21 protein-coding genes and 1 pseudogene are annotated in these 22,141 nt (G+C 68.1%); 11 read left to right on the plus strand and 11 right to left on the minus strand.

Annotated elements, in window-relative coordinates; translation table 11 throughout:
* Positions 1 to 65 precede the first annotated feature (65 nt).
* Together ACQP1K_RS23595 and ACQP1K_RS23600 are read right to left on the minus strand one after the other, a co-directional pair.
* A pseudogene (locus ACQP1K_RS23595) lies at positions 66 to 1,061 on the minus strand (RNA-guided endonuclease InsQ/TnpB family protein); the annotation flags it as partial.
* A 255-nt stretch (positions 1,062 to 1,316) separates the two neighbouring features.
* Entirely contained in the window at positions 1,317 to 2,180 is an 864-nt protein-coding gene (locus ACQP1K_RS23600) for a hypothetical protein (RefSeq protein WP_433497872.1), read from the minus strand.
* A gap of 176 nt (positions 2,181 to 2,356) precedes the next feature.
* Here ACQP1K_RS23600 and ACQP1K_RS23605 point away from each other — a divergent pair, with 176 nt between their 5' ends.
* Positions 2,357 to 2,809 carry a hypothetical protein gene (locus ACQP1K_RS23605; RefSeq protein ID WP_433497873.1) on the plus strand — a complete coding sequence of 151 codons (453 nt, stop codon included), beginning with the start codon at positions 2,357 to 2,359 and terminating at the stop codon, positions 2,807 to 2,809.
* On the opposite strand, the gene ACQP1K_RS23610 is transcribed toward ACQP1K_RS23605, so the two are convergent.
* The 7 genes from ACQP1K_RS23610 to ACQP1K_RS23640 all read right to left on the minus strand — a co-directional run bounded on the left by ACQP1K_RS23610 (position 2,746) and on the right by ACQP1K_RS23640 (position 10,876).
* Complete coding sequence (locus ACQP1K_RS23610; protein WP_433497874.1) at positions 2,746 to 5,643, minus strand: CDP-glycerol glycerophosphotransferase family protein; 2,898 nt, start codon at positions 5,641 to 5,643, stop codon at positions 2,746 to 2,748. The two genes, ACQP1K_RS23605 and ACQP1K_RS23610, sit on opposite strands and share 64 nt — an antisense overlap.
* Positions 5,644 to 5,692: 49 nt before the next feature.
* Positions 5,693 to 6,016 (minus strand): MGMT family protein, encoded by a 324-nt coding sequence (locus ACQP1K_RS23615; RefSeq protein WP_433497875.1) that lies wholly within the window; start codon positions 6,014 to 6,016, stop codon positions 5,693 to 5,695.
* On the minus strand, positions 6,004 to 6,375 hold the full coding sequence (locus ACQP1K_RS23620) for a hypothetical protein (protein WP_433497876.1): 372 nt from the start codon (positions 6,373 to 6,375) through the stop codon (positions 6,004 to 6,006). The genes ACQP1K_RS23615 and ACQP1K_RS23620 overlap by 13 nt, the downstream gene beginning before the upstream one ends.
* A gap of 115 nt (positions 6,376 to 6,490) precedes the next feature.
* Positions 6,491 to 7,873: a S8 family serine peptidase gene (locus tag ACQP1K_RS23625; RefSeq protein WP_433497877.1), complete on the minus strand. Its 1,383-nt coding sequence runs from the start codon at positions 7,871 to 7,873 to the stop codon at positions 6,491 to 6,493.
* Positions 7,867 to 8,739 carry a hypothetical protein gene (locus tag ACQP1K_RS23630; RefSeq protein WP_433497878.1) on the minus strand — a complete coding sequence of 291 codons (873 nt, stop codon included), beginning with the start codon at positions 8,737 to 8,739 and terminating at the stop codon, positions 7,867 to 7,869. Before ACQP1K_RS23630 ends, ACQP1K_RS23625 begins: the two co-directional genes overlap by 7 nt.
* Before the next feature lie 9 nt (positions 8,740 to 8,748).
* On the minus strand, positions 8,749 to 10,128 hold the full coding sequence (locus ACQP1K_RS23635; protein ID WP_433497879.1) for a S8 family peptidase: 1,380 nt from the start codon (positions 10,126 to 10,128) through the stop codon (positions 8,749 to 8,751).
* 28 nt (positions 10,129 to 10,156) lie between these two features.
* Entirely contained in the window at positions 10,157 to 10,876 is a 720-nt protein-coding gene (locus tag ACQP1K_RS23640; protein ID WP_433497880.1) for a hypothetical protein, read from the minus strand.
* Between the two features lie 155 nt (positions 10,877 to 11,031).
* Here ACQP1K_RS23640 and ACQP1K_RS23645 point away from each other — a divergent pair, with 155 nt between their 5' ends.
* Together ACQP1K_RS23645 and ACQP1K_RS23650 are read left to right on the plus strand one after the other, a co-directional pair.
* Positions 11,032 to 11,499, plus strand: coding sequence for a hypothetical protein (locus ACQP1K_RS23645; RefSeq protein ID WP_433497881.1), 468 nt, complete (start codon positions 11,032 to 11,034; stop codon positions 11,497 to 11,499).
* Positions 11,499 to 11,831, plus strand: a complete 333-nt coding sequence (locus tag ACQP1K_RS23650) for a winged helix-turn-helix domain-containing protein (protein WP_433497882.1) — start codon at positions 11,499 to 11,501, stop codon at positions 11,829 to 11,831. Before ACQP1K_RS23645 ends, ACQP1K_RS23650 begins: the two co-directional genes overlap by 1 nt.
* 64 nt (positions 11,832 to 11,895) lie before the next feature.
* Here ACQP1K_RS23650 and moeZ read toward each other — a convergent pair whose 3' ends face one another.
* Together moeZ and ACQP1K_RS23660 are read right to left on the minus strand one after the other, a co-directional pair.
* Entirely contained in the window at positions 11,896 to 13,074 is a 1,179-nt protein-coding gene (gene moeZ / locus ACQP1K_RS23655; RefSeq protein ID WP_433497883.1) for an adenylyltransferase/sulfurtransferase MoeZ, read from the minus strand.
* A gap of 99 nt (positions 13,075 to 13,173) precedes the next feature.
* The gene (locus ACQP1K_RS23660; RefSeq protein WP_433497884.1) at positions 13,174 to 14,085 is read right to left on the minus strand and encodes an alpha/beta fold hydrolase; all 912 of its coding nucleotides are present in this window, start codon (positions 14,083 to 14,085) and stop codon (positions 13,174 to 13,176) included.
* 345 nt (positions 14,086 to 14,430) lie between these two features.
* Here ACQP1K_RS23660 and ACQP1K_RS23665 point away from each other — a divergent pair, with 345 nt between their 5' ends.
* The 8 genes from ACQP1K_RS23665 (at position 14,431) to ACQP1K_RS23700 (ending at position 21,853) form a co-directional block, all read left to right on the plus strand.
* Positions 14,431 to 15,069 carry a hypothetical protein gene (locus ACQP1K_RS23665; protein WP_433497885.1) on the plus strand — a complete coding sequence of 213 codons (639 nt, stop codon included), beginning with the start codon at positions 14,431 to 14,433 and terminating at the stop codon, positions 15,067 to 15,069.
* A gap of 318 nt (positions 15,070 to 15,387) precedes the next feature.
* A complete protein-coding gene (locus ACQP1K_RS23670; RefSeq protein WP_433497886.1) occupies positions 15,388 to 16,035 on the plus strand; it encodes a hypothetical protein in 648 nt (215 codons plus the stop codon).
* Between the two features lie 1,148 nt (positions 16,036 to 17,183).
* Positions 17,184 to 17,675, plus strand: coding sequence for a hypothetical protein (locus ACQP1K_RS23675; protein ID WP_433497887.1), 492 nt, complete (start codon positions 17,184 to 17,186; stop codon positions 17,673 to 17,675).
* Between the two features lie 574 nt (positions 17,676 to 18,249).
* Positions 18,250 to 18,882, plus strand: a complete 633-nt coding sequence (locus ACQP1K_RS23680) for a hypothetical protein (RefSeq protein WP_433497888.1) — start codon at positions 18,250 to 18,252, stop codon at positions 18,880 to 18,882.
* 527 nt (positions 18,883 to 19,409) lie between these two features.
* The gene (locus tag ACQP1K_RS23685) at positions 19,410 to 19,757 is read left to right on the plus strand and encodes a hypothetical protein (RefSeq protein ID WP_433497889.1); all 348 of its coding nucleotides are present in this window, start codon (positions 19,410 to 19,412) and stop codon (positions 19,755 to 19,757) included.
* Between the two features lie 52 nt (positions 19,758 to 19,809).
* The gene (locus tag ACQP1K_RS23690; RefSeq protein ID WP_433497890.1) at positions 19,810 to 20,115 is read left to right on the plus strand and encodes a hypothetical protein; all 306 of its coding nucleotides are present in this window, start codon (positions 19,810 to 19,812) and stop codon (positions 20,113 to 20,115) included.
* 276 nt (positions 20,116 to 20,391) lie between these two features.
* A complete protein-coding gene (locus ACQP1K_RS23695) occupies positions 20,392 to 20,730 on the plus strand; it encodes a hypothetical protein (protein WP_433497891.1) in 339 nt (112 codons plus the stop codon).
* Positions 20,731 to 21,523: 793 nt separating this feature from the next.
* Positions 21,524 to 21,853: a hypothetical protein gene (locus ACQP1K_RS23700; RefSeq protein ID WP_433497892.1), complete on the plus strand. Its 330-nt coding sequence runs from the start codon at positions 21,524 to 21,526 to the stop codon at positions 21,851 to 21,853.
* The last annotated feature ends 288 nt before the right edge of the window (positions 21,854 to 22,141 follow it).

Below are 22,141 nucleotides of genomic sequence, written 5' to 3' on the forward strand. Positions count from 1 at the left end.
CCGGCCTCGCCAGGCCGAGGACGGGGGCGTGCCGCTGCCGGTCATGAGAACACCGTTGCCGGAGATCGCAGGGTGCCGCACGCCGAGCACAGCTTGCTGCTGGGGAACCACCGGTCCACGGTCACCAGCGTGCGTCCGTACCAGGCGCACTTGTACTCCAGCATCGAGCGGAGTTCCCGCCAGGACGCATCGGAGATGGCGCGGGCCAGGCTGTGGTTGCGGACCATGGTGCGGACGGTCAGGTCTTCCACGGCGATCACTTGGTTCTCGCGAACAAGCCGTGTGGTGACCTTGTGCAGGAAGTCGCGCCGTCGGTCGGTGATCCGCGCGTACACGCGGGCGACCTTCAATCGGGCCTTCTCGCGGTTTTTCGAGCCCTTCTGCTTGCGGGCCAGGGCACGCTGCGCCTTGGCGAGCTTGCGCCGGTCACGCCGCTCATGCCGGGGGTTGGTGACCTTCTCCCCGGTGGAGAGCGTGACCAGGGCGGCGACCCCGGCGTCCACCCCAACCCGGTTCCCACTCGGGTCGAGTGGGCGGATCTTCTCCTCGACCAGAATCGACACGAACCACCGCCCGGCCGCGTCCCTGCTCACGGTGACCGTGGACGGCTCCGCCCCCTCCGGAAGCCGGCACGACCACACGATGTTCAGCGGGCCGTCCATCTTCGCCAGGAACAGCCGCCCGTCCTTCCAGCGGAACGCGGAGCGGGTGTACTCCGCCGACGCACGCGAGCGCTTACGGGACTTGAACGCCGGGTACTCGGCTCGCTTGGCGAAGAAGTTCGCGAACGCCGCTTGCAGGTGCCGAAGCGCCTGCTGGAGCGGCACGCTGGACACCTCGTTGAGGAACGCCGGTTCCTCGGTGCGCTTCCAGGCGGTGAGCATCGCCGAGGTCTCCACGTAGGAGACCCGGCGGCCCTCTTGGGTGTAGGCGCGGGTCCGCTCCTCAAGAGCCTTGTTGTAGACCAGGCGCACGCACCCGAACATCCGGGCAAGCTCCTCGGCCTGCTCGGGGGTCGGGTAGAAGCGGTACTTGTACGCCCGCTTCACAAGCTGCGCCATGCCTCACATTTTACCGTACGATCAGCTAAGCATCACGCAGGTGTTCGAGACGGCGGTTCGCCTGGCAGCGAACCGCCTATCCCTGCCCTGCTCCGCAGGGGTCCGATTCCTCCCCCGCCTGAAGGCGGGGGTCTCCTCGGAGGTCCTGATGAATTATCGTGTGGGAATTGCGCCCTTCCGTCAGATTCGGATGATCCTGGACACCAGCCGATCGCGCAGCGGGCGGGGCCATTCGTCTTCCCCGTGGAAACGCCCTTATCCGACGGATCGTCCGAGCTCGTCGTCGAATAGGTCGGCGGTGGAGGTGACGGTGACGGCACGCCGCAACCAGCCATCGAGCCGATTCAGATCAGTGCACGTGACGATGCGGTCGCGCTCGGCATCGGAGACAGGAACACCCCGCACCTGCAGGACGGTCAGCACATCCTCGGCTCGGCCCTCGGCTCGGCCTTCTGTCCGGCCGACTTGGACGCCTTTGCCGTAGTGCTCGCGGGCGAAGGGGCTGTAAACCGGCCAGGTAGCTGATTCCATGAGCTTCTCCATGACGTGTCGGGCAGCCAGCGAGGCCAAGCGATATGCGTATTCATAATATTGCGGAGCGTGTTCGTCGGGGAGGCGTTGCAGCCCGGACATGAACGCCTCCACCACCGGAGCGTCTTCCCCGTGGGTCATCACTGACAACGCGGCCAGCTCCGGATGCGCCGCCGCCTCCGCCGGGTCGGTGACCGGCGGAATCTGCTCGGGGCCGATCACCTCGCACTTCAGCGCGCAGCCCGGCACCCCGAAGGGGATCGGCTCGGCCGCCCATGCGGCGACCCGCACGTCCGGGCAGATGACCAGCACGATGATCGGACAGGACAGCTGCAGCCACAGCGCTACGGCGTACCGCGGCAACTGCTTGCGCTTCGTCTCGTCCTTCTTCTGCTGGATCTCGACGATGATGGCGTGCCTGGGGTCGTGCCGAGGGCCGATCGTGATCACGGTGTCGGGATACAGGTCTTTGGACGGGCGGTCGTTGAGCTCGTTGTTCACCAGCTGAACCGGAAGCCCGTCGGGCATCTCGACGCCGAGCTGATCGCGCAACATCTCCACGGCGAGCTCTGGCCGGTTGCGGAACATCAGGTTGAGTGTGTCGTGTTGGGGGGACGGCATCACACACAACGTTATAGCACGATCACATTCTGTGACACCAGATCGACGAACGCCTGTCGTACGACTCCAGTGACGGCGGGCTTCGAGCGTGACCATCTGTTCACGGCGCTGCGGAAGCGATCGCAGCGAGAATTTTCGGGGTGGTGTCCATATCGTCGGGTCCGGAGTGCGACCTACCCGACGAACGGCTCCTGCTGTTCTTCACCTGCGGTCACCCTGCCCTGCCCGCCGAGGACCACGGCCGCTGGGACCGGGCGACGATCGAGGAGGGCCTCGTCTTCGTGCACGAGGCGCTCGCGGGCGGGCCGACCGGTCCTTACGTCGTGCAGGCCACGATCGCCGCCCTGCACGACGAGGCCGCCGACCTCGCCACCACAGATTGGCCGCAGATCGTAGCGCTCTACGACGTACGGTCTTTCGGCGAGCCCCGAAGCTCGCCGACACCGAACCCGAACGCGCCCACCTGCGCCAGAGACCGGCCTTCGTGGAGAGCCGACCAGGAATCTGAAGCAGACAATCAGGAGACGGGCGATCAGGACCTGAAGATGTGGTCGACCACGCGGGCGGTCGCCTTGCCGTTGTCGTGGGGTGCGTAGGTGCGGACGAAGGATGCGTAGCGGTCGGCCAGCTTGGCCGTGGCGGTGTCGATGTTGCGCAGCACCTCCACCACCTCGGCCGAGGTCTCCAGGCGCGGGCCGGGTCGCTGCGACTCCAGATCGAGGTAGATCCCGCGGGTCGACCGATACTTGGCCAGGTCGGGGGTGAACAGCACGACCGGCCGCCCGGTGGTCACGAAGTCGAACATGACCGACGAGTAGTCGGTGACGAGCACGTCCGCGATCACCAGCAGATCCGCGATATCCGGATATGTCGTGACGTCGATGGCGAACCCATCGTGGCTGTGCACATGCGGGTACGCCTGCATCATGTGCCCGCGTACGAGCACGATGTGATCGTCCCCGAGGGCCCGCTTCGCGTCGGCCAGATCCAGCTTGACCGCGGCGTTTCTGCGGTCGTGGTCGCGGAACGTCGGCGCGTAGAGGACCACACGCCTGCCCTCCGGCACGCCGACCCGCCGCCTGATCTCAGCGGCCAGGGCGTCCCGGTCCGCCGAGACCAGCACGTCGTTGCGCGGGTAGCCCGCCTCCAGGATCTCGCCCTCGTAGCCGAACGCCTTCCGCAGCACCGACGAGGCCCACTCGCTCTGTGACAGCAACAGGTCCCAGCCGCGCACCTCGATGGCCTGGCGGTGCCAGACCGGCGGCCTCGGCTCGCGCTTCATGTGCGCCTGGTCGCGGCCGATGTGCTTCACCGGAGTGCCGTGCCAGGTCTGCACGCACACCTGGTCCTCACGGGTGCGGAACCACTGCGGCAGGAAACCGTTGGACACCACGTACCGGGCCCGGGCCAGCGCCTCGTAGTGCTCACGGCTGCCCTCACGGACCACCGTGGGAACGATGCCGTCGCCCAGGCCGAGCTCACGCGAGCCGGGCGGGACGAAAGCGCCGTCCCGGACGACCCAGATGTGCTCGCCCCCGTCACCGCGCCGCACGCGCTCCTCGTAGATGGCACGCGGGTTGTCGGAGTAGGACCGGCCGTCGAAGGAGGTGTAGACGGTCGCCTCCCGCAGCGGACGGGCCCGCTCGGCCGGATAGAAGGTGCGGCTGAGCGCCCACACCCCCGCCGCGCTGCGCTCGTCGCCGGGCCGTTCCTCGGCCGCGACCAGCAGGGGCACGTCGTAGCGTGTCGCCACGAACCGGTAGACCCGGCCGCCGATCGTACGCGCCTCCTCGTCCAGCGTCGCGAGCCCGGCGTGATCGAAGCGGGCCGGCACCATGGCCTTGCCGTACTGGGCGGGAGGGGCGACGGAGATGCTCCAGTTGCCCTCGGCGAGCGGCACGGTCGTCCCGAAACGGGGCATGGCGCCGGGCGAGAACTTCGCCGAGAACGAGTCGCCCTCGCGCAGCAGCGGCACACGGATCGTCAGCCCGCCGCGATGCCGGAGCACCAGGTCGCGGGGTCCCGCGTCCGGGTCGGGGTACTGGCCGGTGAGCGTGAGCGTCTCCTCGCGCCACTCGGCCGAGGTGATCACTGGGCGGATCTTGTGGCCGGAGATGACGACGCGGTCGCGCCGGTCGCCCTGGACGGTGATCTCCCGGTCCCCGACGAGGAGCCGGGTCTCCTCGGCGCCCTCCAGCATCACGGTGGCCGCCGGGTCGCCCTTGGGCTCGACCCACAGCCGCCGCGCCTCCGCGTTCAGCACGGTCTGTACGGCGAGGGCCAGCGAGAACCGGGTGCCGTCCGCCACGGGGGTGAAGTCCGCGGAAATCCGGTGCCCGCCCACCCTGGCCTTGCCCTTGGTGATGGGACGGCCCGGCAGGAATCCGGTGAGGTGCACCATCTCGCCGCCCAGGCGGACCTCGGTGAGCTCGGCCCGCGTCGGCTGGAGTACCACCTGCAGCGCCTTGTCGGAGGTCCACACCGGGCGGACCCACCAGCGCGGGCGCACCCGCAGCCCGGCCGGACGCTCGGTACGGCCGATGGCGGGGCCGCGCAGGGGGCCGGCCGACCGCGCGGCGCGGCTCCAGATCACGATCTCGGCCCGCCAGGTGGTGGTGTCCTGGACCAGGTGACGGCGGCGCAGCAGCCGCTTCGTGCCGCGTACCATGGCGCGCAGCCCGGCACGCCAGCGCAGCGAGAACGGGCTCAGCTCGGCGGTGAAGCCGGACCAGTCATAGTTGCAGCCCGGTTCCTTGGCGGCGTAGGTGGCCTCAGGGCGGTGGGTGCGCCGTGTCTTCAGCGTCACGGGCGGCAGCCACGCGGGACCGCGCAGCACCACGGTGGCGCGGTTGAACCGGCGGCTGCGCACCGACAGGCCGGCGAGGTAGGCGTAGCCGCTGATCCGCAGCCGGCCGCCCTCCCACCTGATGTCGTCGATCTGGGTGACCGGCACGAGGTCGGTCGCGCGCAGCCGCAGCAGCGACTGCTGATCGACCTCCACCGGGAGGTCCGCGTACCACCGCAGGCCCTTGCGCACCCGGCGGGACGGCTCGGCCGCAGCGGCGGCCAGCTTGGCCAGCGCATCGCTTTCCGCGAGCTCTCCGGGGTCCCATGTCTCGACGAGGTGGCAGGCCACCCGCCGGCCGACCGGGAGATCTCGCTTCACCTTCGGGTCGACCTCGGCGAGGTACGGCCGCAGGGCGTCGATCGCCTGCCTGCGCCGTCCGGCGCCGCGTTTGGCGGCGGCGTCGAGCCGGAGCCCCAGCGGCCCGATGATCGCCTCTCGGTCGACCTGGGCCCGCTCCGCCCGGGTCAGCCCTTCCTCCCGGACCAGCGCGACCAGGGCCTCGACGGGCTCTCCCCGGTCGTACAGATCCTGGACAGCCCGCAATCGATCGGCGACCGCGTCGCTCATGCGTGCGGGTGTCATAGGGGGGCACCACCCTTCGAAGACCGGCGTTCTAGAAATGGTAATCCGGTCAGGAGGTCCGTCCGTCCCATCGGGCCGAACGCATGTCCACCCGCGTTCCTCGCGCGGGAGTCCCTTCCTCCCGCCACCTGGCCAGGCACCGGTCCTCCAAACCCTGCGCCGGAGTGCCGTCCGCGTGGACGACCCGCCACCACGGCACCCCACCGCCCCAATCGGACATCACGCGGCCGACCTGCCTGGGACCACCCTCACCGAGATACTCGGCGATGTCGCCGTACGACATGACCTTGCCCGGAGGGATCAGCTCGACCACGTCGAGCACCCGCTCCGCGTACGGCGACGGTTCGCCACGCCCGGTGCTCAAGCGCTCCACTCGGCCGGTCCAGCGGCGATTATCTCCTCAAGCTTACCGAACTCGTATGCGGATGATCCGTTCACCTGCTCGACGACGCCGTCCCTGATGCCGTACGACTCTCCGTCCTCCCCCACCAGCCTCGCGCCGACCAGGTCGGTGATCCGGGCGAGTTGGGCCACCTGCCAGTCCGACCCGGGCGTGCCGAACAGGCGCCCGGACCAGGCCGCGACATGGTACGCCGAGTCGCCATGAAACGCGACGACCTCGCCGGCCTCCTGCGACCCCCGCAGCTCGAATCCGGCCTCCGCCGAAAGCACGCTCGCGAGTTCGGCGTAGGCAAGCGGTGCTTCACGCTCTACGCGCAGCTCGTAACCCATGAGGCGCGACATTAGCGAAACTTGACCCGGCGCTGTAACACAAAACGCGGACACGCCGATGACCGCATCCGAAACGCGGCCAAATGGCAGCCAACATGTGATCGCTCAGAAGGTGTCAACGCCGGGCGAGCGCACCTACCGCGATACCGAAACCGACGGCCCCGAGGGCCGCGGCGATGCCGTAGACCCAGAGCCTAACGGGGTCGGGTCCCGGTCGCACGGGTGCCCCGGAAAGCGGGCCGCCGCCGAAATGCGCGCCGTCTCGCACGGGCACCGTACGGGTATAACCGCTCAGCTCCCCGGCCTTCGCCAGGGCGGCGGCCGCGTCCACTACACCGAATCCCACTTTGTCGTCGTAACCGGGACGCGGATGGGGACGAGAAGTCGAGGTCAGAGCCCTGACCACCAACTCGGGCGCCATATCGGGATATTTCGCTTTTATCAATGCGGCGGCTCCCGCGACGATCGCGCCGGCCACGCCGGTCCCCGACGCGGTGCCGTGCCCGCCCCCGGGCACCGCCACAGGCACGTCGGCCCCGGGCGCCGCGACCAGCACCGACAGGTTGTCGCTGCTGTCCGGGGCCTTGCGCCCCTGCCGGTCGACGGCGGCCACTCCCACGACCCCCGGATAGCCCGCCGGGAAGCGCCAGTACGACGTGCCGTTCCGCCGGGCGTACTCCGATCGGCCGCCGTCTCCCACGGAGGCGACCAGCACGACTCCGCGAGACAGCGCGTAGGAGACGGCTTCACGTTCCGCCCGCGACACGCCGTGATGGGAGGCCGGGAGGCAGATGACCGAGGCGCCCTGGTTGGTGGCGTATCGGATCCCGCGTGCGAACGGCGTGTCGGCGAGCGGGCCAGGCCCCGGGTCGGGCTCCACGACGCCTCCGCCGGACGGCTGCCCGGTCCCCCGATGGACGACCGGGATGACCAGGACGCTCGCCTCCGGGGCGACGCCGGAGATCTCGCCGCCGCGTCCGCCGCCGGCGATCAGGGACGCGATCGCGGTGCCGGTGCGGCCGGTCGGCCCGTCGCCGAAGGCCCCGTCCGCCCGGTCGAGGCCCGTCATGTCCGGCCCCTGGGTGACCCGGCCCCGCAGTTCCGGCACGTTCTCATCCGGACGGTCGGCGCCCAGCACCGCCACGGTCACGCCCGAGCCCCTGGTGACCCGCCACGCGGCGGGGGCGTTGACCGCGTCCACGGCCCAGCGCCGCGCGTCGCCGCCCGGGGCCGTACGGAACGGGGTCACGCGGACGGAGTCCACGCGCGCGGAGTCGACGCCGACGGAGCCCGCACGAACGGAGTTCACATGAACGGAGCCGGCGGGTGCCGGATCGGCCGCGGCGGGTCCGGCGGCGAGCGGTCCCGTCGCGGAAGCGGAGGCCGCCAGCGCCCCCCACAGCGCGACCCACCGCGGCACGCCGCCCCTTCTCGGCACCCGGCCCGCCCCGCCTCTCCCCCGCCGGGGGAGCAGCCCCGTCTCCGGCCGTCTCAGCACGCGTCCCCCCGGGTGCAGCGCGGCACGTCGGGGGGCTCGACGAGGGCGCGCGCGATGCGCCCGGCGATCGACTGGGCCGTCGGCGGCATCTCACTGTTCAGCGCTTCCTCCGGCGGGACGGATTCCCTGGTCCTGCCATCGGCGTACCCCGCGGTCGACAGGACGATGTACGGCCCGGCCATGGTCCAGCCGGTCCACTGCCGCTGCGCCGGGCCGAAGGTGTCGGTGACGGTGCCGGGGAACGCCACCGGCCGCACGCCGACCCGGTCGTCCACCGGAAGTTCGGCGGCGGCCCGCCTCCCGGCCTCCTCATCGCGCAGTACGGCCACGCCCACGGTCACGGCGAAGGCGGCCGTCTGGTCGATGTAGGTGGCGCGCAGCACGGTGCGGCAGCCGTACCGTCCGAGGACCGACGAGACCTGCGGGTCGAGCGCCGCTGTGCAGGCCGCCTCGGGTGCCACCCCCACCCGGTGGGCGTACTGCCGCGCCCGGCCGAGCGCCATGTACTGCAGTTCCTCGGGGAAGACCATGCCGACCGGCCAGGCGTGCCAGCGGCGCGCCACGTCCTCGGCGACGTACCTCGCCCGTTCCGCCTCTGTGAGCGGGCGCGAGCGCCTCTCGTTGATCACTCCGATCGAGCCGAGCAGCACGTTCAGCGCGGCGACGGCCAGGATGACCCCCATGATCGCGAGGTAGGCCGAACGGAACCGGACACCCTGTGCCAGCCTCGCCCTTTCCCTGGCCTCCCGCTCCGCCGCCGCCCGTCGCCTGGTTCCCGGCCAGGGGCGCGCACGCACCCGACCGGCGGATGGTCCGGGCGCTCGCCGACCACCGGGCCGCGCGCGCCGGTCGTGCTCAGGCGGCATACTCCGATGCTACGTCGGCCGACCCGGGAGCCACGGAGGTGACGTCGCCGATCTCGCCGTTTCGGGTGGCTCACCCGGTGGGATCGGTCGGTCTCGCCGGCCGAACAGGTCCGTCATGTCCCCCCGTTCCGCCGATTCCGGCGGGTCTTCTCCGTACGGCACGGCCGCGACGCCGCCGGCGTACGACGGGTTGCGGTCCGGCCCGCCGACTCGCCGTACGAGCACGATGATCGCGGCCAGGCCCACGCCGACGCCGCCGAGGCCCGCCAGGGCGATGCCGCCGTGGAGCATGATGCCGTCCCGGTCACGTCGCACGACGACGATGGGGTCGGCCCCCGCCGTGGCGGCGACGAGGGGACGGTCCGGATCACGCACCCCGTGTCCCCGGGCGGTGACCCGGTGCCGTGAGAGGGTCTCGGCGGAGTTCAGCGCGCGGTGGGCGTTGACGACGCCGAAGCCGGTACCGGTGTTGTAGCCGCCCTTGCCGGCCGGGGACGAGGCCAGCGCCTGGGCGACCAGCGCGGGCGCCATCCGGGGGTGGCGTGCCTTGATGAGCGCCGCGACGCCGGACACGAGGGCGGTGGCCTGGGAGGTGCCGCGCCCCACCCAGTACTCGTCTCCCGGACCGGCGCCGAGGATGTCCACCCCGGGCGCCGCCACCATGACCGAGGAGTTCCGGTTCGAGAACGACGCGCGGTGCAGGGCCGGGGTGACGGCGGCCACCGAGATCACCCCGGGGATCGACGCCGGATAGGAGTACGGCGCGGTGCGTTTGCCCGCGCCGTCGTTTCCCGCGGCTGCCACGAGGACCACGCCCTTGGAGATGGCGTAGCGGATGGCCGCGCGTTCCGCCCGGGTGGGCAGATCCTTGGAGAGCGACAGGTTTATGACGTCGGCGCCGTGGTCGACGGCGTACCTGATGCCCTTGGCCACCACGCCCTCGAAGCGGGGGTCGGAGTTGAACTTGCGGAAGCCGGGCTCCTCGTCCTCCAGGATCACCCGGACGGACAGCACCTTCGCCTCCGGCGCCACACCGATGATGCCGTCGCCGCCGCCCGGCCCGTGCCCGTGGCCCGCGATCAGCGACGCCATGTAGGTGCCGTGCAGGCGCAGCGGCTCGATGCCGCGAGGGTTCGCGCCCACGGTGAAGTCCCTGCCGGTGACCACCGAGCCGGCGAGGTCCCGGTGGCTGGGGTCGACGCCGGAGTCGAGCACGGCCACGATCACGCCCCGGCCCCTCGTGAGGGTCCAGGCGTCGGCCACGTCCAGCGTCCGCAGCACGTCGCGCTGGCTCAGCCGTACGTCGTCGGCGCGGGCGGGGGCGGTGCCCGGCGCCGGCAGGGCCGGTGCGAGCACGGCCGCCGCCGCGGCCAGGAGCGTGGCGACCACGCGCGCGATCCCCCGCCCTTTCAGCATCTCAGCACCGCCACTCCTCGGCGGCGCAGTCGGGGGCGGCCGGTGCGGTGAGCGTCGACGCGATCTGGCCGGCCAGAGCGTCGGTGAACGAGAACACGCCCGGCCGCTGCCTGCCCACCGCTCGGGCCGGCCGCCCGTCCACCTGCCCGGCCGTGGTCATCACGAGGTACGGCCCGGCCTGCCGTACCGTGGCCGCCTGCCGGCCCGCCTGGCTGAAACGGTCGGTCACGGTCCCGGGGAAGGCGAGGGCACGCAGCCCGGGGACGGGACCGCCGCCGCGTGGAAAGGCGTGCTCAGCGGCCGCCGCCGAGCGGGCGTCGGGAAAGGCGGCGACGCCCACGGTGACCACGACGCCCTGCAGGGCGTCCAGATAGGTGGCGCGCAGGACCGCCCGGCAGCCGGCGGCTCGCAGGGCCTTGTGCAGCCGCGTGTCGGTCGCCGTCCGGCAGCCGTACCGGGAGGAGACGCCGACCCGCCGCGCCCGCTCCACGCCGCCCTGCTCGCTGTTGTACGTCAGGGTCGCCGGGAAGATCCGGCCCACGGGCCAGCGCTCCCAGCGCCGTGCTACCTCGGCCGCCGTGGCCTGCCGCACCTCTTCGGGGCTGGGTCCGCGGGTGAGCTCGGCCAGGGCGGCGTTCGCCGCGACCGCCGCGACGATCGCGCAGATGAGCGTCAGTGCGGAGGCGATGGCCAGGGCAGGCCAGGTCCGCCGTTCGCCCACCACGCCTCCGTTCGCCCGCCCGGCACGATTCCCCCGACAGTGACCTTAACCTCCCCAAGGTTCGAGATCCCCGCAAATCCTCACGGAAAGTACTTGACGCTATGGAAAGTGGAAAGTACTTTCCATGATGGAAAGCGTACGGGGAGGAGATCGCTGTGAACCCGGAAGAAGCGGCACAGAACCTCGCGACCATCCGCGAGACCCAGGCGAAGGCGGTGCGCTTCCAGCCGTGGTTACCCGTGTGGTTCATGGCAGGGATCGGGCTGTTCGTGACCGGAGTCCAGTTCATGACGGAACCGGGCATACCGAAACCGGTCGGCGCCGGCCTCGGCATAGTGCTCGCCGCGGGAATGGGAGCCCTGATCGCCGTGTTCGCCAAGACCCGGCGGATGACACTCAGCGGCCGCATGGCGACGTCCGCCATGCTCCCCGTGTATCTCCCCTGGCTCTTCGTGGGCATCGGCCTCAACCTGGGGGTGGCCCTCCTCCTCGGCGGCATGGACGTGCCGTTCGGCCGGACCTATGCCGGCCTCTCGCTCACCGCCTACTACGCTCTGGGCAGTCCGCTGATCTCCCGGTGGATTGCCCGACGGATGGCCAGGAAGCTCGAAGCGAGTCTTTGATGGATCTCGATCCGGTGATTCACGCGCCGGTCCGGCTGCGGATCGTCTCGCTGCTCGCCGCGGCGGAGGAGGCCGAGTTCGGTTTCGTACGGGACGCCCTCGGCGTCAGCGACTCGGTCCTGTCCAAACACGGCAGCGCGCTCGAGGCCGCCGGATACGTGCGTGTACGCAAGGGCCACGTCGGCAAGCGGCCGAGAACCTGGTATCGCCTCACGGACGCGGGCCGGTCGGCGTTCAGGACCTATGTGAGCGACCTTCAGAAGATCGTCTCCCCCAGCGGCCTGACGGTCCTGCCGCCCGCGGGCACGCCACGCGCCCCGGACGCCCCCTGATCATACGAAAAGGTACGGCCTTCGCCGCGGCGAAGGCCGTACCCATCGGCCGTACGGTGTGGGATCAGTAGGTGGGGAGGCTGGGGTCGACGGTCTTGATCCAGCTCAGCACGCCGCCGCCGACGTGGACGGCGTCGGAGAAGCCGGCGTTCTTGAGCACCGCGAGCACCTCGGCCGAGCGTCCGCCCGACTTGCAGTGCAGGACGATCTTCTTGTCCTGCGGCAGGCCTTCCAGCGCTGAGCCGTTCAGGAACTCGCCCTTGGGGATCAGCACGGCGCCCGGGATGTTGACGATCTCGTACTCGTTCGGCTCGCGGACGTCGATCAGGTGGATGTCGTCACCCCGATCGAGCATCGCCTTGAGCTCGGCCGCGGTGATCGTCGACTCGGCGGCGGCCTGCTGCGCCTCCTCCGAGAGCGTGCCGCAGAACGCCTCGTAGTCGATGAGCTCGGTGATGGACGGGTCCTTGCCGCACAGCGGGCACTCGGGGTCCTTGCGTACCTTGACGTCCCGGTACTTCATCTCCAGCGCGTCGTAGATCAGGAGACGGCCGACCAGCGGATCGCCGAGGCCAGTGATGATCTTGATAGCCTCGTTGACCTGGACGGACCCGATGGAGGAGCACAGCACGCCGAGGACGCCGCCCTCGGCGCAGCTCGGCACCATGCCGGGTGGCGGCGGCTCGGGGTAGAGGCACCGGTAGCAGGGGCCGTGCTCGGCCCAGAACACGCTGGCCTGGCCGTCGAAGCGGTAAATCGATCCCCAGACGTACGGCTTGCCCAGCAGCACCGCCGCGTCGTTGACCATGTAACGGGTGGCGAAGTTGTCGGTCCCGTCCAGGATCAGGTCGTATCCGGAGAAGATGTCCATCACGTTGTCGGTCGTGAGCGCCACGTTGTGGATCACGACGTTGACCAGTGGGTTGATCTCACGGACGGTGGCGGCGGCGGACTCGGCCTTGAGCCGGCCGATGTCCGACTGACCGTGGATGACCTGCCGCTGCAGGTTGGACTCGTCCACGACGTCGAAATCGACGACGCCGAGAGTCCCGATCCCGGCGGCCGCGAGGTACAGCAGCGCGGGAGAGCCGAGGCCGCCCGCGCCCACACACAGCACCTTGGCGTTCTTGAGCCGCTTCTGCCCCGCCATGCCCACATCGGGGATGATCAGGTGGCGCGAGTAGCGGCGCACCTCGTCGACGGTCAGCTCGGCTGCCGGTTCTACCAGCGGTGGCAACGACACAGTTCCACTCCCGTTTTCGTGCCGAGGGTCGTGCTCGGATCCATTTGGCCCTCACAAGCTCTACTCACAACTTAACCGGGACACCCCCGCATTCCCCAATCACGCTGTTCGTCGGATCGAGCCATGGGTCTGGCCCAGAAGGCGGCGCGCCTCCCTCGCCACGACCCCGGGGAACTCCATCTGCGCCACGTGGCCTGCCCGCGGCAGCAGGACGAGCCTGGCGTCGGGGAAGGTCCTGGCCGCCCGATGCGCCATGCGGGCGTGCACGAGCCGGTCGCGCAAACCGTAGACGAGCAGGGTGGGCGCGGCGATCCGGGCGGCCTGCGTCCACAGGTTGTCCGGCCCGAAGCGGAAGTACTCCCTGACGATCGCCCGGGCGCATCCGACGACCGCCGCGCCCGAATACGGCAGGCCGTCGCGCCGGCGCAGCTCCTCCACCGCTTCGCGGAATCGCTCCGGATGCACCATCGACAGATCGGCGTAGCACATGGTCAGCGAGGCCAGGACGCGCCGTTCCGGCGGAAGCGCGCCGAACCAGCGGATCGCCAGTTCCCCGATCCTGGGCGCGGCCGACATCGCGATGCGGGCCGGGCCGTACCGCGGTAGCAGGTCGGGCAGGGCCGGAGAGATCAGTGTGAGAGAGCCGACCAGGTCCGGCCGGGTCGCGGCGACGCGGACGGAGACCGCCCCGCCCATCGAGTTGCCGAACAGGTGGACCGGACCGCCGAGATGCTCCACGAGCCGTACGACCGCGCGGGCGTGGCCGTCGACCGAGTAGTCGCCGTCGAGCGGCGCGGGTGAGTAGCCGGCCCCGGGCAGGTCGACCGCCACGCCTCTGACCTCGCCGGCCAGTTCCCCCATGAGGTCGGTCCAGTTGGTGGCCGAACCGGCCAGACCGTGCACGAAGACCGCCGTCTCTCGCGGCCCCTCCGGTGTCACCCTCACATTGATCCGCAGATCACCGGTGTCGATCAGCTCGCCGGGCCAGTGCGGAATCGGCTCGACGCCCACGCCTCCTCCTTCGGTCCACTGGTTCGACTTCGACCCTAAGGGGTGCCCGACGGGACGCCTGAACCACGGTCCCCCGGTTCGACAGAAGAGCTATAACGCCCATATTGGGACATTTCAAATCCGACATAAATGACATTTACGAGCGAAATGAGCGGTAGCGGCCCAACGTCGTCAATAAAGCGATAAGCGGAAGGCAAAAGCGGCCGATCGCCGTTTGTCCCCTGCGCGGCGCGGAAATCAAGACAATGCAGGGATGATCCACAAGGATCGTCAGAAGGAGCATTTTCCAGTCCATCTGGGAAATGCCAGAGTGTCGGGGCAATAATCCTTCAAGGGGGAAATGAAATGCCCAAGCTGAGCAACCTCGTCGGGATCCTCGCGATCAGCGCCGCGCTGACCAGCGGTGCCGTCGCCCTGGGTGCCGCCGTGACCACCGCGTCCGCTGACGCGGCCACCGTTATGGGCGGCTGGGTCGGCGGTCCCGGCCCGAGCGGCAACTGGAACAGCAACTGGAACCGCAACCGCAACAAGCAGGGGCAGCGCGCCAAGGCGAAGAACAACAACAAGAACAAGAGCAAGAACAAGAACAAGACTAAGCAGTGGCAGCACGAGCGCCAGTTGCAGAACCAGCACCAGTTCCTGCTGCGTGACTTCACCCTCGTTCTGACGCCGTTCCAGAAGACCGAAAGCGACTCGCGTGCCCTGCCGTACAACTGGCAGTACGGCCAGTCGCAGGCGCTGCCGTGGAACCACCAGCTGGGCACCACCAACCAGCAGAACTTCCCGCGTGACAGGCAGACCTCCGCGGTCCTGCCCTCGCAGCGGCAGAACTCCGACGTGGCGCCGCTTCAGGGCCAGCGGACCGAGGCCGACCCGCGCGTGCGGACGGACAACGTGGCTCCCCAGCGCCTGCGTCAGCGGGTGGACGGGGACCTTGACGCGCCGAACAACGCTGTGGCCGCGGCTCCGGCCGCCGCCGGCTGACATAGCGCCCTGACGGCCACGCCGATCTCGGTCTCCGGCCGGCGCTGACCGGCCGAGCGCCCGCTCTCCCCCAAAACGGTGTCCTTCCGGGCACGCGATCACGAGGTGAGGACGGGCGCTCACCGGGGCCGTCCGGCCAATGCCGACCGAGGCTCGGCGGGCAGGCCGCCCAACTGCTCGGCGACGAGCAACGAACTCAGCCAATTCCCGTCGTGGTAGCACGGCGCGGAAATCCCGGCGGTTCCGGCCGCTCTCCGATTCGAGCGGGTCGGAAAGGGCCGGCCGCCGGGCCGGATATTTTTCAGGAGGAGAAAACCCATGTCCACGATCAGGAGCGTCGGCGGCGTTCTCGCCCTCAGCACCGCGCTGACAGGTGCGGTCGTCGCGATCAGCGCGGCGACGAGCACGGCTGCGAACGCCTCGGTGACCGTCGCGACCAACGCAGGGGTCGTCATGGGGGGTTACATTCCCCCCAAGCCGCAGGCGCGCTACTACCCGGTGAACGTGAACCGGAACTCCAACGCGAACCGTAACAGGCAGGGCCAGGCCCAGAAGGGCAAGAGCAAGAACAAGAACAAGAGCAAGAACAAGAACAAGAACAAGCAGTGGCAGCACACGCGCCAGCTCGAGACGCAGGACCAGTTCCTGATGCGTGACTTCACGCTCGTTCTCACACCGTTCCAGAAGTCGGCGAACCACTCCGGGGCCATGCCGTGGAACACGCAGTGGTCCAACGCTTACGCGCTGCCGTACAACAACCAGTACGAGCAGATGCATTCGTGGAACAACCCGAACCGCAACCAGAACACGGCCGTGCTGCCGGCGCAGCGGCAGCGCTCGGACGTCGAGCCGCTGCAGGGCCAGCGGACCGAGGCCGACCCGACCGTGCGGGAGACCAACCTCCTGAACCGTCGCCCCCAGGTCCAGCGGGTGGACGGGGACGCCGCGGCGCCTCTCGTCGACTGACATAGCGCGCCCGGTCCGGGTCTACCGGGACGTACGACCGTGAGACGTCCGCCGTCCCGTCAGCCGGACGAGATGCCGGACGTGCCCGTGTCCGCCGGATCCGTGGCCATCAGGCGTGACACGGGCACTCTCATCGAATCCCGGCCCGGTGGAAATCGGGTCCAGGGAGCCGGCACGCCCACGTGTGCCGGCTCCCGTCGCCGGACGTGCCGGTAGGGGAAGTGAAGGCGGAAGGACCGGTACGGAAAGGACCGGTGCAGGACCGCACCCGGACCGGCGCCGCCGTACCGAGCCTCACCGCCGCGGCCGGGGACACACACTCCATACGCCTCGCCGTGATGACGGCGAGCTTCGCCTATATAGATCACTCACGCCATGTGTGTCCGTCCCGGGGATGGACACACATGGCGTCGGCGTTTTCGCCGCCTTCATGTCCCTCACTCCCCGGCCGGTCTCCCCGCTTTCCCACGGCTTCCACATTTTCCCCGGCCCTCCGCGCGTCCCTCTAGTTCTCCCGCCCCTTCTCCCCGCTTTCCCACGGCCTCCGCATTTTCCCCGGCCCTCCGCGCGTCCCTCTTGTTCTCCCCGCTCCCCGCGCGCTCTCCGCTCCACCGCCCGGCCGGGGGGCTGCCCCCACCGCGTCGCTCTCTGTCCGCGAACGTCCCCGAGGAAATTCTGAGCGCCCCGGGGAGGCATGTGCTCCCCTCGGGGCCCGGCGATCTCGGGCGGCCCATTCCCGGACGGCACAGGTGGTCGCCGGAGGCCGCGAAGGACCGCCGGAAGCCGTCCCCCCGGGGATCGACGACGGAGGGGCCGCTGACATTCCGTCCGCCGGGGCCGCCGTCAGGCTCGTCCACGGCCGTCCGCCGGCCCCGTTCGATGCCCGCGTGACACCGGGACAGTTTGCGGACCACCCACCCTTGAATCGGACATTTCACCACATATGTAGCATTAACGGTCTAACATAGTTCATAAACTGATAACACCAGACCAAAAGCATCAGATCCCCGTTTGTGTCGCGACCGGCCAGGAAATCAACGAAGCGCAGGAAGATGGTCCGATCGGGGGCCATAAGGACATTTCTCCGCAATATTGAGAAATGCCATGCAGATTATGGGGCAATCGAATCCTGTCAAGGAGGACACGCAATGCCCGTTCTCAAGAAGATCCTCGCTGGGCTGGCCATGAGCACCGCGATCACGGGCGGCGCCCTCGCCCTGGGTGTCGCCGCCGCCAGCGCTACCACGATTCCGGCGGGCGGCGGCCTCGGCGGCGGCCTCGGCACCGGCCTCGGCACCGGTCTCGGTGTGGGTGGTGCCGCGCTCATCACGCCGTTGAACAATAACAACACCAACAACAACACCCCGTTCTGGAACAACAACCAGAACAACTTCTGGAACAACAACAACTGGTGGAACAACCAGAACATGTGGAACCAGAACATGTGGAACGACCGATACAACGACAACTCCGCCTTCGGCATCGCGGCCAAGGGCGTCGCCATCGGCTTCCAGGACCGGACGAACCGCAACAACAACTGGAACAACAACATGTGGTGGAACAACAACAACATGCTCCACAACAACAACTGGTGGAACAAAAACAACAACTTCCACCAGTTCCCCGGGTTCAACGGCTGATAGGACCGCTCGATCCGAAGCCGACGGTCTTCGCCGTAATCGACCTCGGGGCTGCGGCCCGGGAAAGATGACGGGACGACCGTCTGCGATTCGGAACGAGGCTCCGGCCGACTGGATCGCGCCGGCGAGAGCGCAGGAAAATCCCGAAAATCGGCGCATGGTGTCCTGTTAGACGCCTTCGATATCGACGCGGTCGTTCGTTCATCTCCGTACCGCGCAGCGCAAAGGGCTCCAGCGGATCACTCCGCTGGAGCCCTCGCTCATGGTTTCCAGAACATACCGCCTTTCTCAGGCTCTCGCCCCCCGACTCCCGTGCGCCCGATCGGGCGCCGCCGAGGCCATGACCACAAAGAGGACACTTCAGACATTTTGCGCAATTATCCTCTAAGTTATCTAGAGTGGAGCAATAAGTTGCTAAATACCGTAGATGTCTGTTTATTACCCGCAATGGGAGGCAATCACCATAGAGCAGAAAACAGTCCGATCAGGGCTACTGGCACATTTCTCCTCTTCACCGAGTGAAGAGACGACGTGCGAATCATGGGCAATCGAATCCTGTCAAGGAGGACACGCAATGCCCGAACTCAAGAAGATCCTCGCCGGACTGGCGATGAGCACCGCGATCACCGGCAGCGCCCTCGCCCTGGGCGCCACTGCGGCCAGCGCCGGCGTGATCCCGGCCCAGGGTGGCGGCATCGGCAACTTCGGCGGCTGTGGCGGCGGCGTTATGACCGGTGGCTTCGGCGGCAGCATGGGCGGTGGCGGCAACGGCGGCGGCAACGGCGGCGGCGGCATGGGCGGTCCCGGCATGGGCGGCGGCACCTTCATCATGCCGACGACCTGCTGGGGCGGCAATAACTTCGGCGGCGGCAACGGCGGCGGCAACGGTGGCTTCGGCGGCGGCGGCGGCAACAACTGCGCAATCGGCGGCGGCTTCACCACCGCCTGCAACAACAACATGTTCGCCAACAACAACAACTGGTGGAACAACCAGAACTTCTGGAACCAGAACATGTGGAACGACCGATACGACGACAACTCCGCATTCGGCATCGCGGCCAAGGGCGTCGCCATCGGCTTCCAGGACCGGACGAACCGCAACAACAACTGGTGGAACAACAACTGGTGGAACAACAACAACATGATGAACAACAACAACTGGTGGAACAACAATAACAACAACTTCTTCAACAACCGCGGCTTCTGAGTTCGACCAACCGATGTCTTGTGGGCTTCCGGGCTCGACCGCGGTTGGACCCGACGCGGAAGGCTTCGGAAGGCATGGTCAGCGCGAGGCGCCGGCAGGATCGACTACGCCGGCGAAAGTCCAGGAGAATCCCGATCAGCGGCGCACGGTGACCTGACAGAAGCCTCCGATATCGGCTCGGCTTCCGTTACCGTGCCGCAAAAAGGGCTTCGGCGGAATCTCCCGCCGGAGCCCTTTGCCTTGGTCCTGATCGGCCGGTCAGGACCACCATTGACCAGGTCCGGGGAGCACGAGGGCTCATAGCCGAATGATGATTCGGACAATACGGTCACTTCGGGCGTACGTCCTCTAAATTGTCCATACCGGAGCAATAAGTCATCAAATGGCGTAGATGCCCGTTTATCCCCTCACAAGACAGGCAATCAATATGTCGCACGATAAGGCACCCAAAAGGCCACCGTTCGATATGTCCAATATTAGCGGAAATATCAAACGATGGGCAATTAATCCTTCAAGGAGGGAACGCCATGCCCACATTCCGTGACGTCATTACAGGTCTGACGATCGGCACCACGCTTGCCGGCGGGATCGTCGCCCTGAGCGCCATCACAAGCACCACCGCGGCGAACGCCACCGTCGTCCAGCAGCAGTTCGACGGCGGCGACGGCTTCCTCGGCCTCGCCAGGCGGGACGGCGTCCGCCGCGATCTCCGTACCCTCGAGGACCTCATCTTCTTGCGGAACCTCAACGTGGGCACGTCGGCCGGCCTGGTACCCGTCAGGCGCACCAACGAGAACGCCGTCAGCATCATCAACAGCTTCAACCGGCAGTTCGTGCCGCAGCGGCTCAACCAGCGCGACGGCGAGGACGACTGACCTACGCCGACCCAGCCCAGATCAGGAGAAACCAATCCTTCAGGGGGAGAACATGACCGTACTCCGTAAGATCGCCGCCGGCCTGACGATCAGCACCGCGCTCGCCGGCGGGATCGTCGCCCTGGGTGCCATCACGAGCGCCACCGCGGCCGGCGCCGCCGTCGTCCAGGGGCAATTCGACGACGGCCTCTTCGGCCTCGACGGAGCTTTCACCACCGGCTTCTTCAATCTCGCACCCACGGGCCGGACGGCATCGCGCAACAACGACGACAGCATCAACGTCATCGGCAGCTTCAACCGCCAGACGGCCCTGCAGCGTCTAAGGCAGCGGAACGAGGACCGGCGTCTCCTCGGATAGGGGCACCCGTCCGTACGGCGCTTTCAGCAGCGGAAATCGCGGAGCGAATTCTCCACTTTCTCGGATAAAGCGGACATTCAACGCATATATCCTCTAAACGATCTATAGTGGAGCAATAAGTCGCTAAACGGCTTGGATGCTCGTTTATCGCTCGGCGTGTCAGGAAATCAAAATAATGCAGGAGATGACAGCACATCTGGTCATCACTTCACATTTCCTAATGTTCTAGGAAATGTCAACGATTCGGGGCAATTGATCCTTCAAGGAGGAAAAACGATGCCCACATACCGTGACATCATCGCTGGTCTGACGATCGGGGCAGCGCTGGCCGGCGGGGCTGTCGGCCTGGGCGTGGCCACGAGCGCCACCGCCGCCAACGCCGCCGTCGTCGTCCAAGGCAATTTCGGCGGTGACGGTTTCATCGACGGTGTCGACGGGACGTTCGTCGATGGCCGCTTCGCCAGGGACAGGCTGCGCAGGGAGTTCGTGCGGGCGCTGTTCGCCGACGGCGGCAACCGCAACAACGACAACAGCATCAATGTGTTCGACAGCTTCAACCGCCAGACCGCCCTGCAGCGTCTCAGGCAGCGGAACGAGGACCGGCGTCCCCGCTGACCCCGCCGGCTCTGACGGAGTCGCCCGTCCTTGATCGATCTGGCATTGGCGGGACTCGGCGAAACGTTTCGAGCGGTTCGTCATCCGCCATCCAGGGTCTCTTCGAGACCTCGTCCGCATCGCGGGCCTAGCGTCCGCGCTTCAGGAGAAACAGGGCTCCGGCGAACACGTTCGCCGGAGCCCTGCCGGTTCTCCGCCCCGGCTCTCCCCCCCCATCCCTCCACCCCGGCTCTCCCCCCATCCCTTCCTCCCGGTTCTCCTCCCACACCCCTCCACCCCCATCTCTCCGCCGCGGCTCTCGTTCCCCACGGTCACGGTCCGGGGTCGCCCCCTCACCGCTCGGACACTCCTCTCCGGCCCCGGCCTTCCTCCCACACCCCGCCATCGCCCGGCCACGCCTGACCCGTGCTCCCGCCCTCGTTCCCGAGGTTCCGGACCCCCTCCGATGCGGGATTCGCCGTACGACGGTGTCCCAGCGGGCGTGCGCGTTGCCGCTCCAGCGGGATTCGAAACGTACGGGCGCCCAAGAAGAAAGCATCGAAAATCCTGCGAGCCGCCCATGGGGAAAGCCCGAAGATCGGACGGAAGATGACGAACGGGCAATGGCCCTTTCACGGGCGGTCATGAGGATGTAACAACCCACCAAAGATGGCCTGTTCGGGTTTGCTGCTCGACCGCTTCGGCAATTTAGACATCGCGGGACGATAGGGACAAAAAGCCCATCGTCATACATTTCCCCTAAACGGCGGAAGTGCCGCTAACAGGGCGATCCATCCTTGCAAGGAGGAACGCAATGCCCAAATTCCGAAACGTCATCACCGGCCTGGCGATCAGTACCGCACTGGCCGGCGGGTCCCTCGCCCTCGCCGCCACGACCGCGACCACCGCCGCCGCGGCCACGACCACCGTCGCCAGCGCGACCAACGGCTGTGGATGGGGCTGGGGCCACGGTTGCCGCGGTCGTAACTGCAACCGCAACAAGCTCCGCAACCACAACACCAACCTCAACTACTGGCGGCCCACGCACGTGCACAAGCGCCGCGTCCACAAGAGCAACCGGGCCGCCACCATCTTCGCCGGGCCGGACGCGGTCGTGGACATCGACAGCGACGACGACGGCTGATCCACGGCTCTGAGAGATGGACCTGGGCCGAGGTGACGGCTACCGTCCCTCGGCCCGGGATCGGCCGACGGATCCGTCTGACCGGAAACTCGCTGGGACGTCATCGTCACAACCGAAATCGCCATAACCACTGAGAACCGTGCTCCGGCGAGCCATCGGCCGCCGGAGCCGCTCCATGCGCGGAGCCGCCAACTGCAAGATCGGTTAACGCATCGGCGCATGTCGGGCGGCATCCCTGCGAAAAACTGCAAGATCACGACATTGATTCGGGCAGGCCAGAGGGCGGCC

Origin of the sequence: Sphaerimonospora sp. CA-214678 (assembly GCF_050942215.1) — a bacterium.
GTDB lineage: Bacteria > Actinomycetota > Actinomycetes > Streptosporangiales > Streptosporangiaceae > Sphaerimonospora.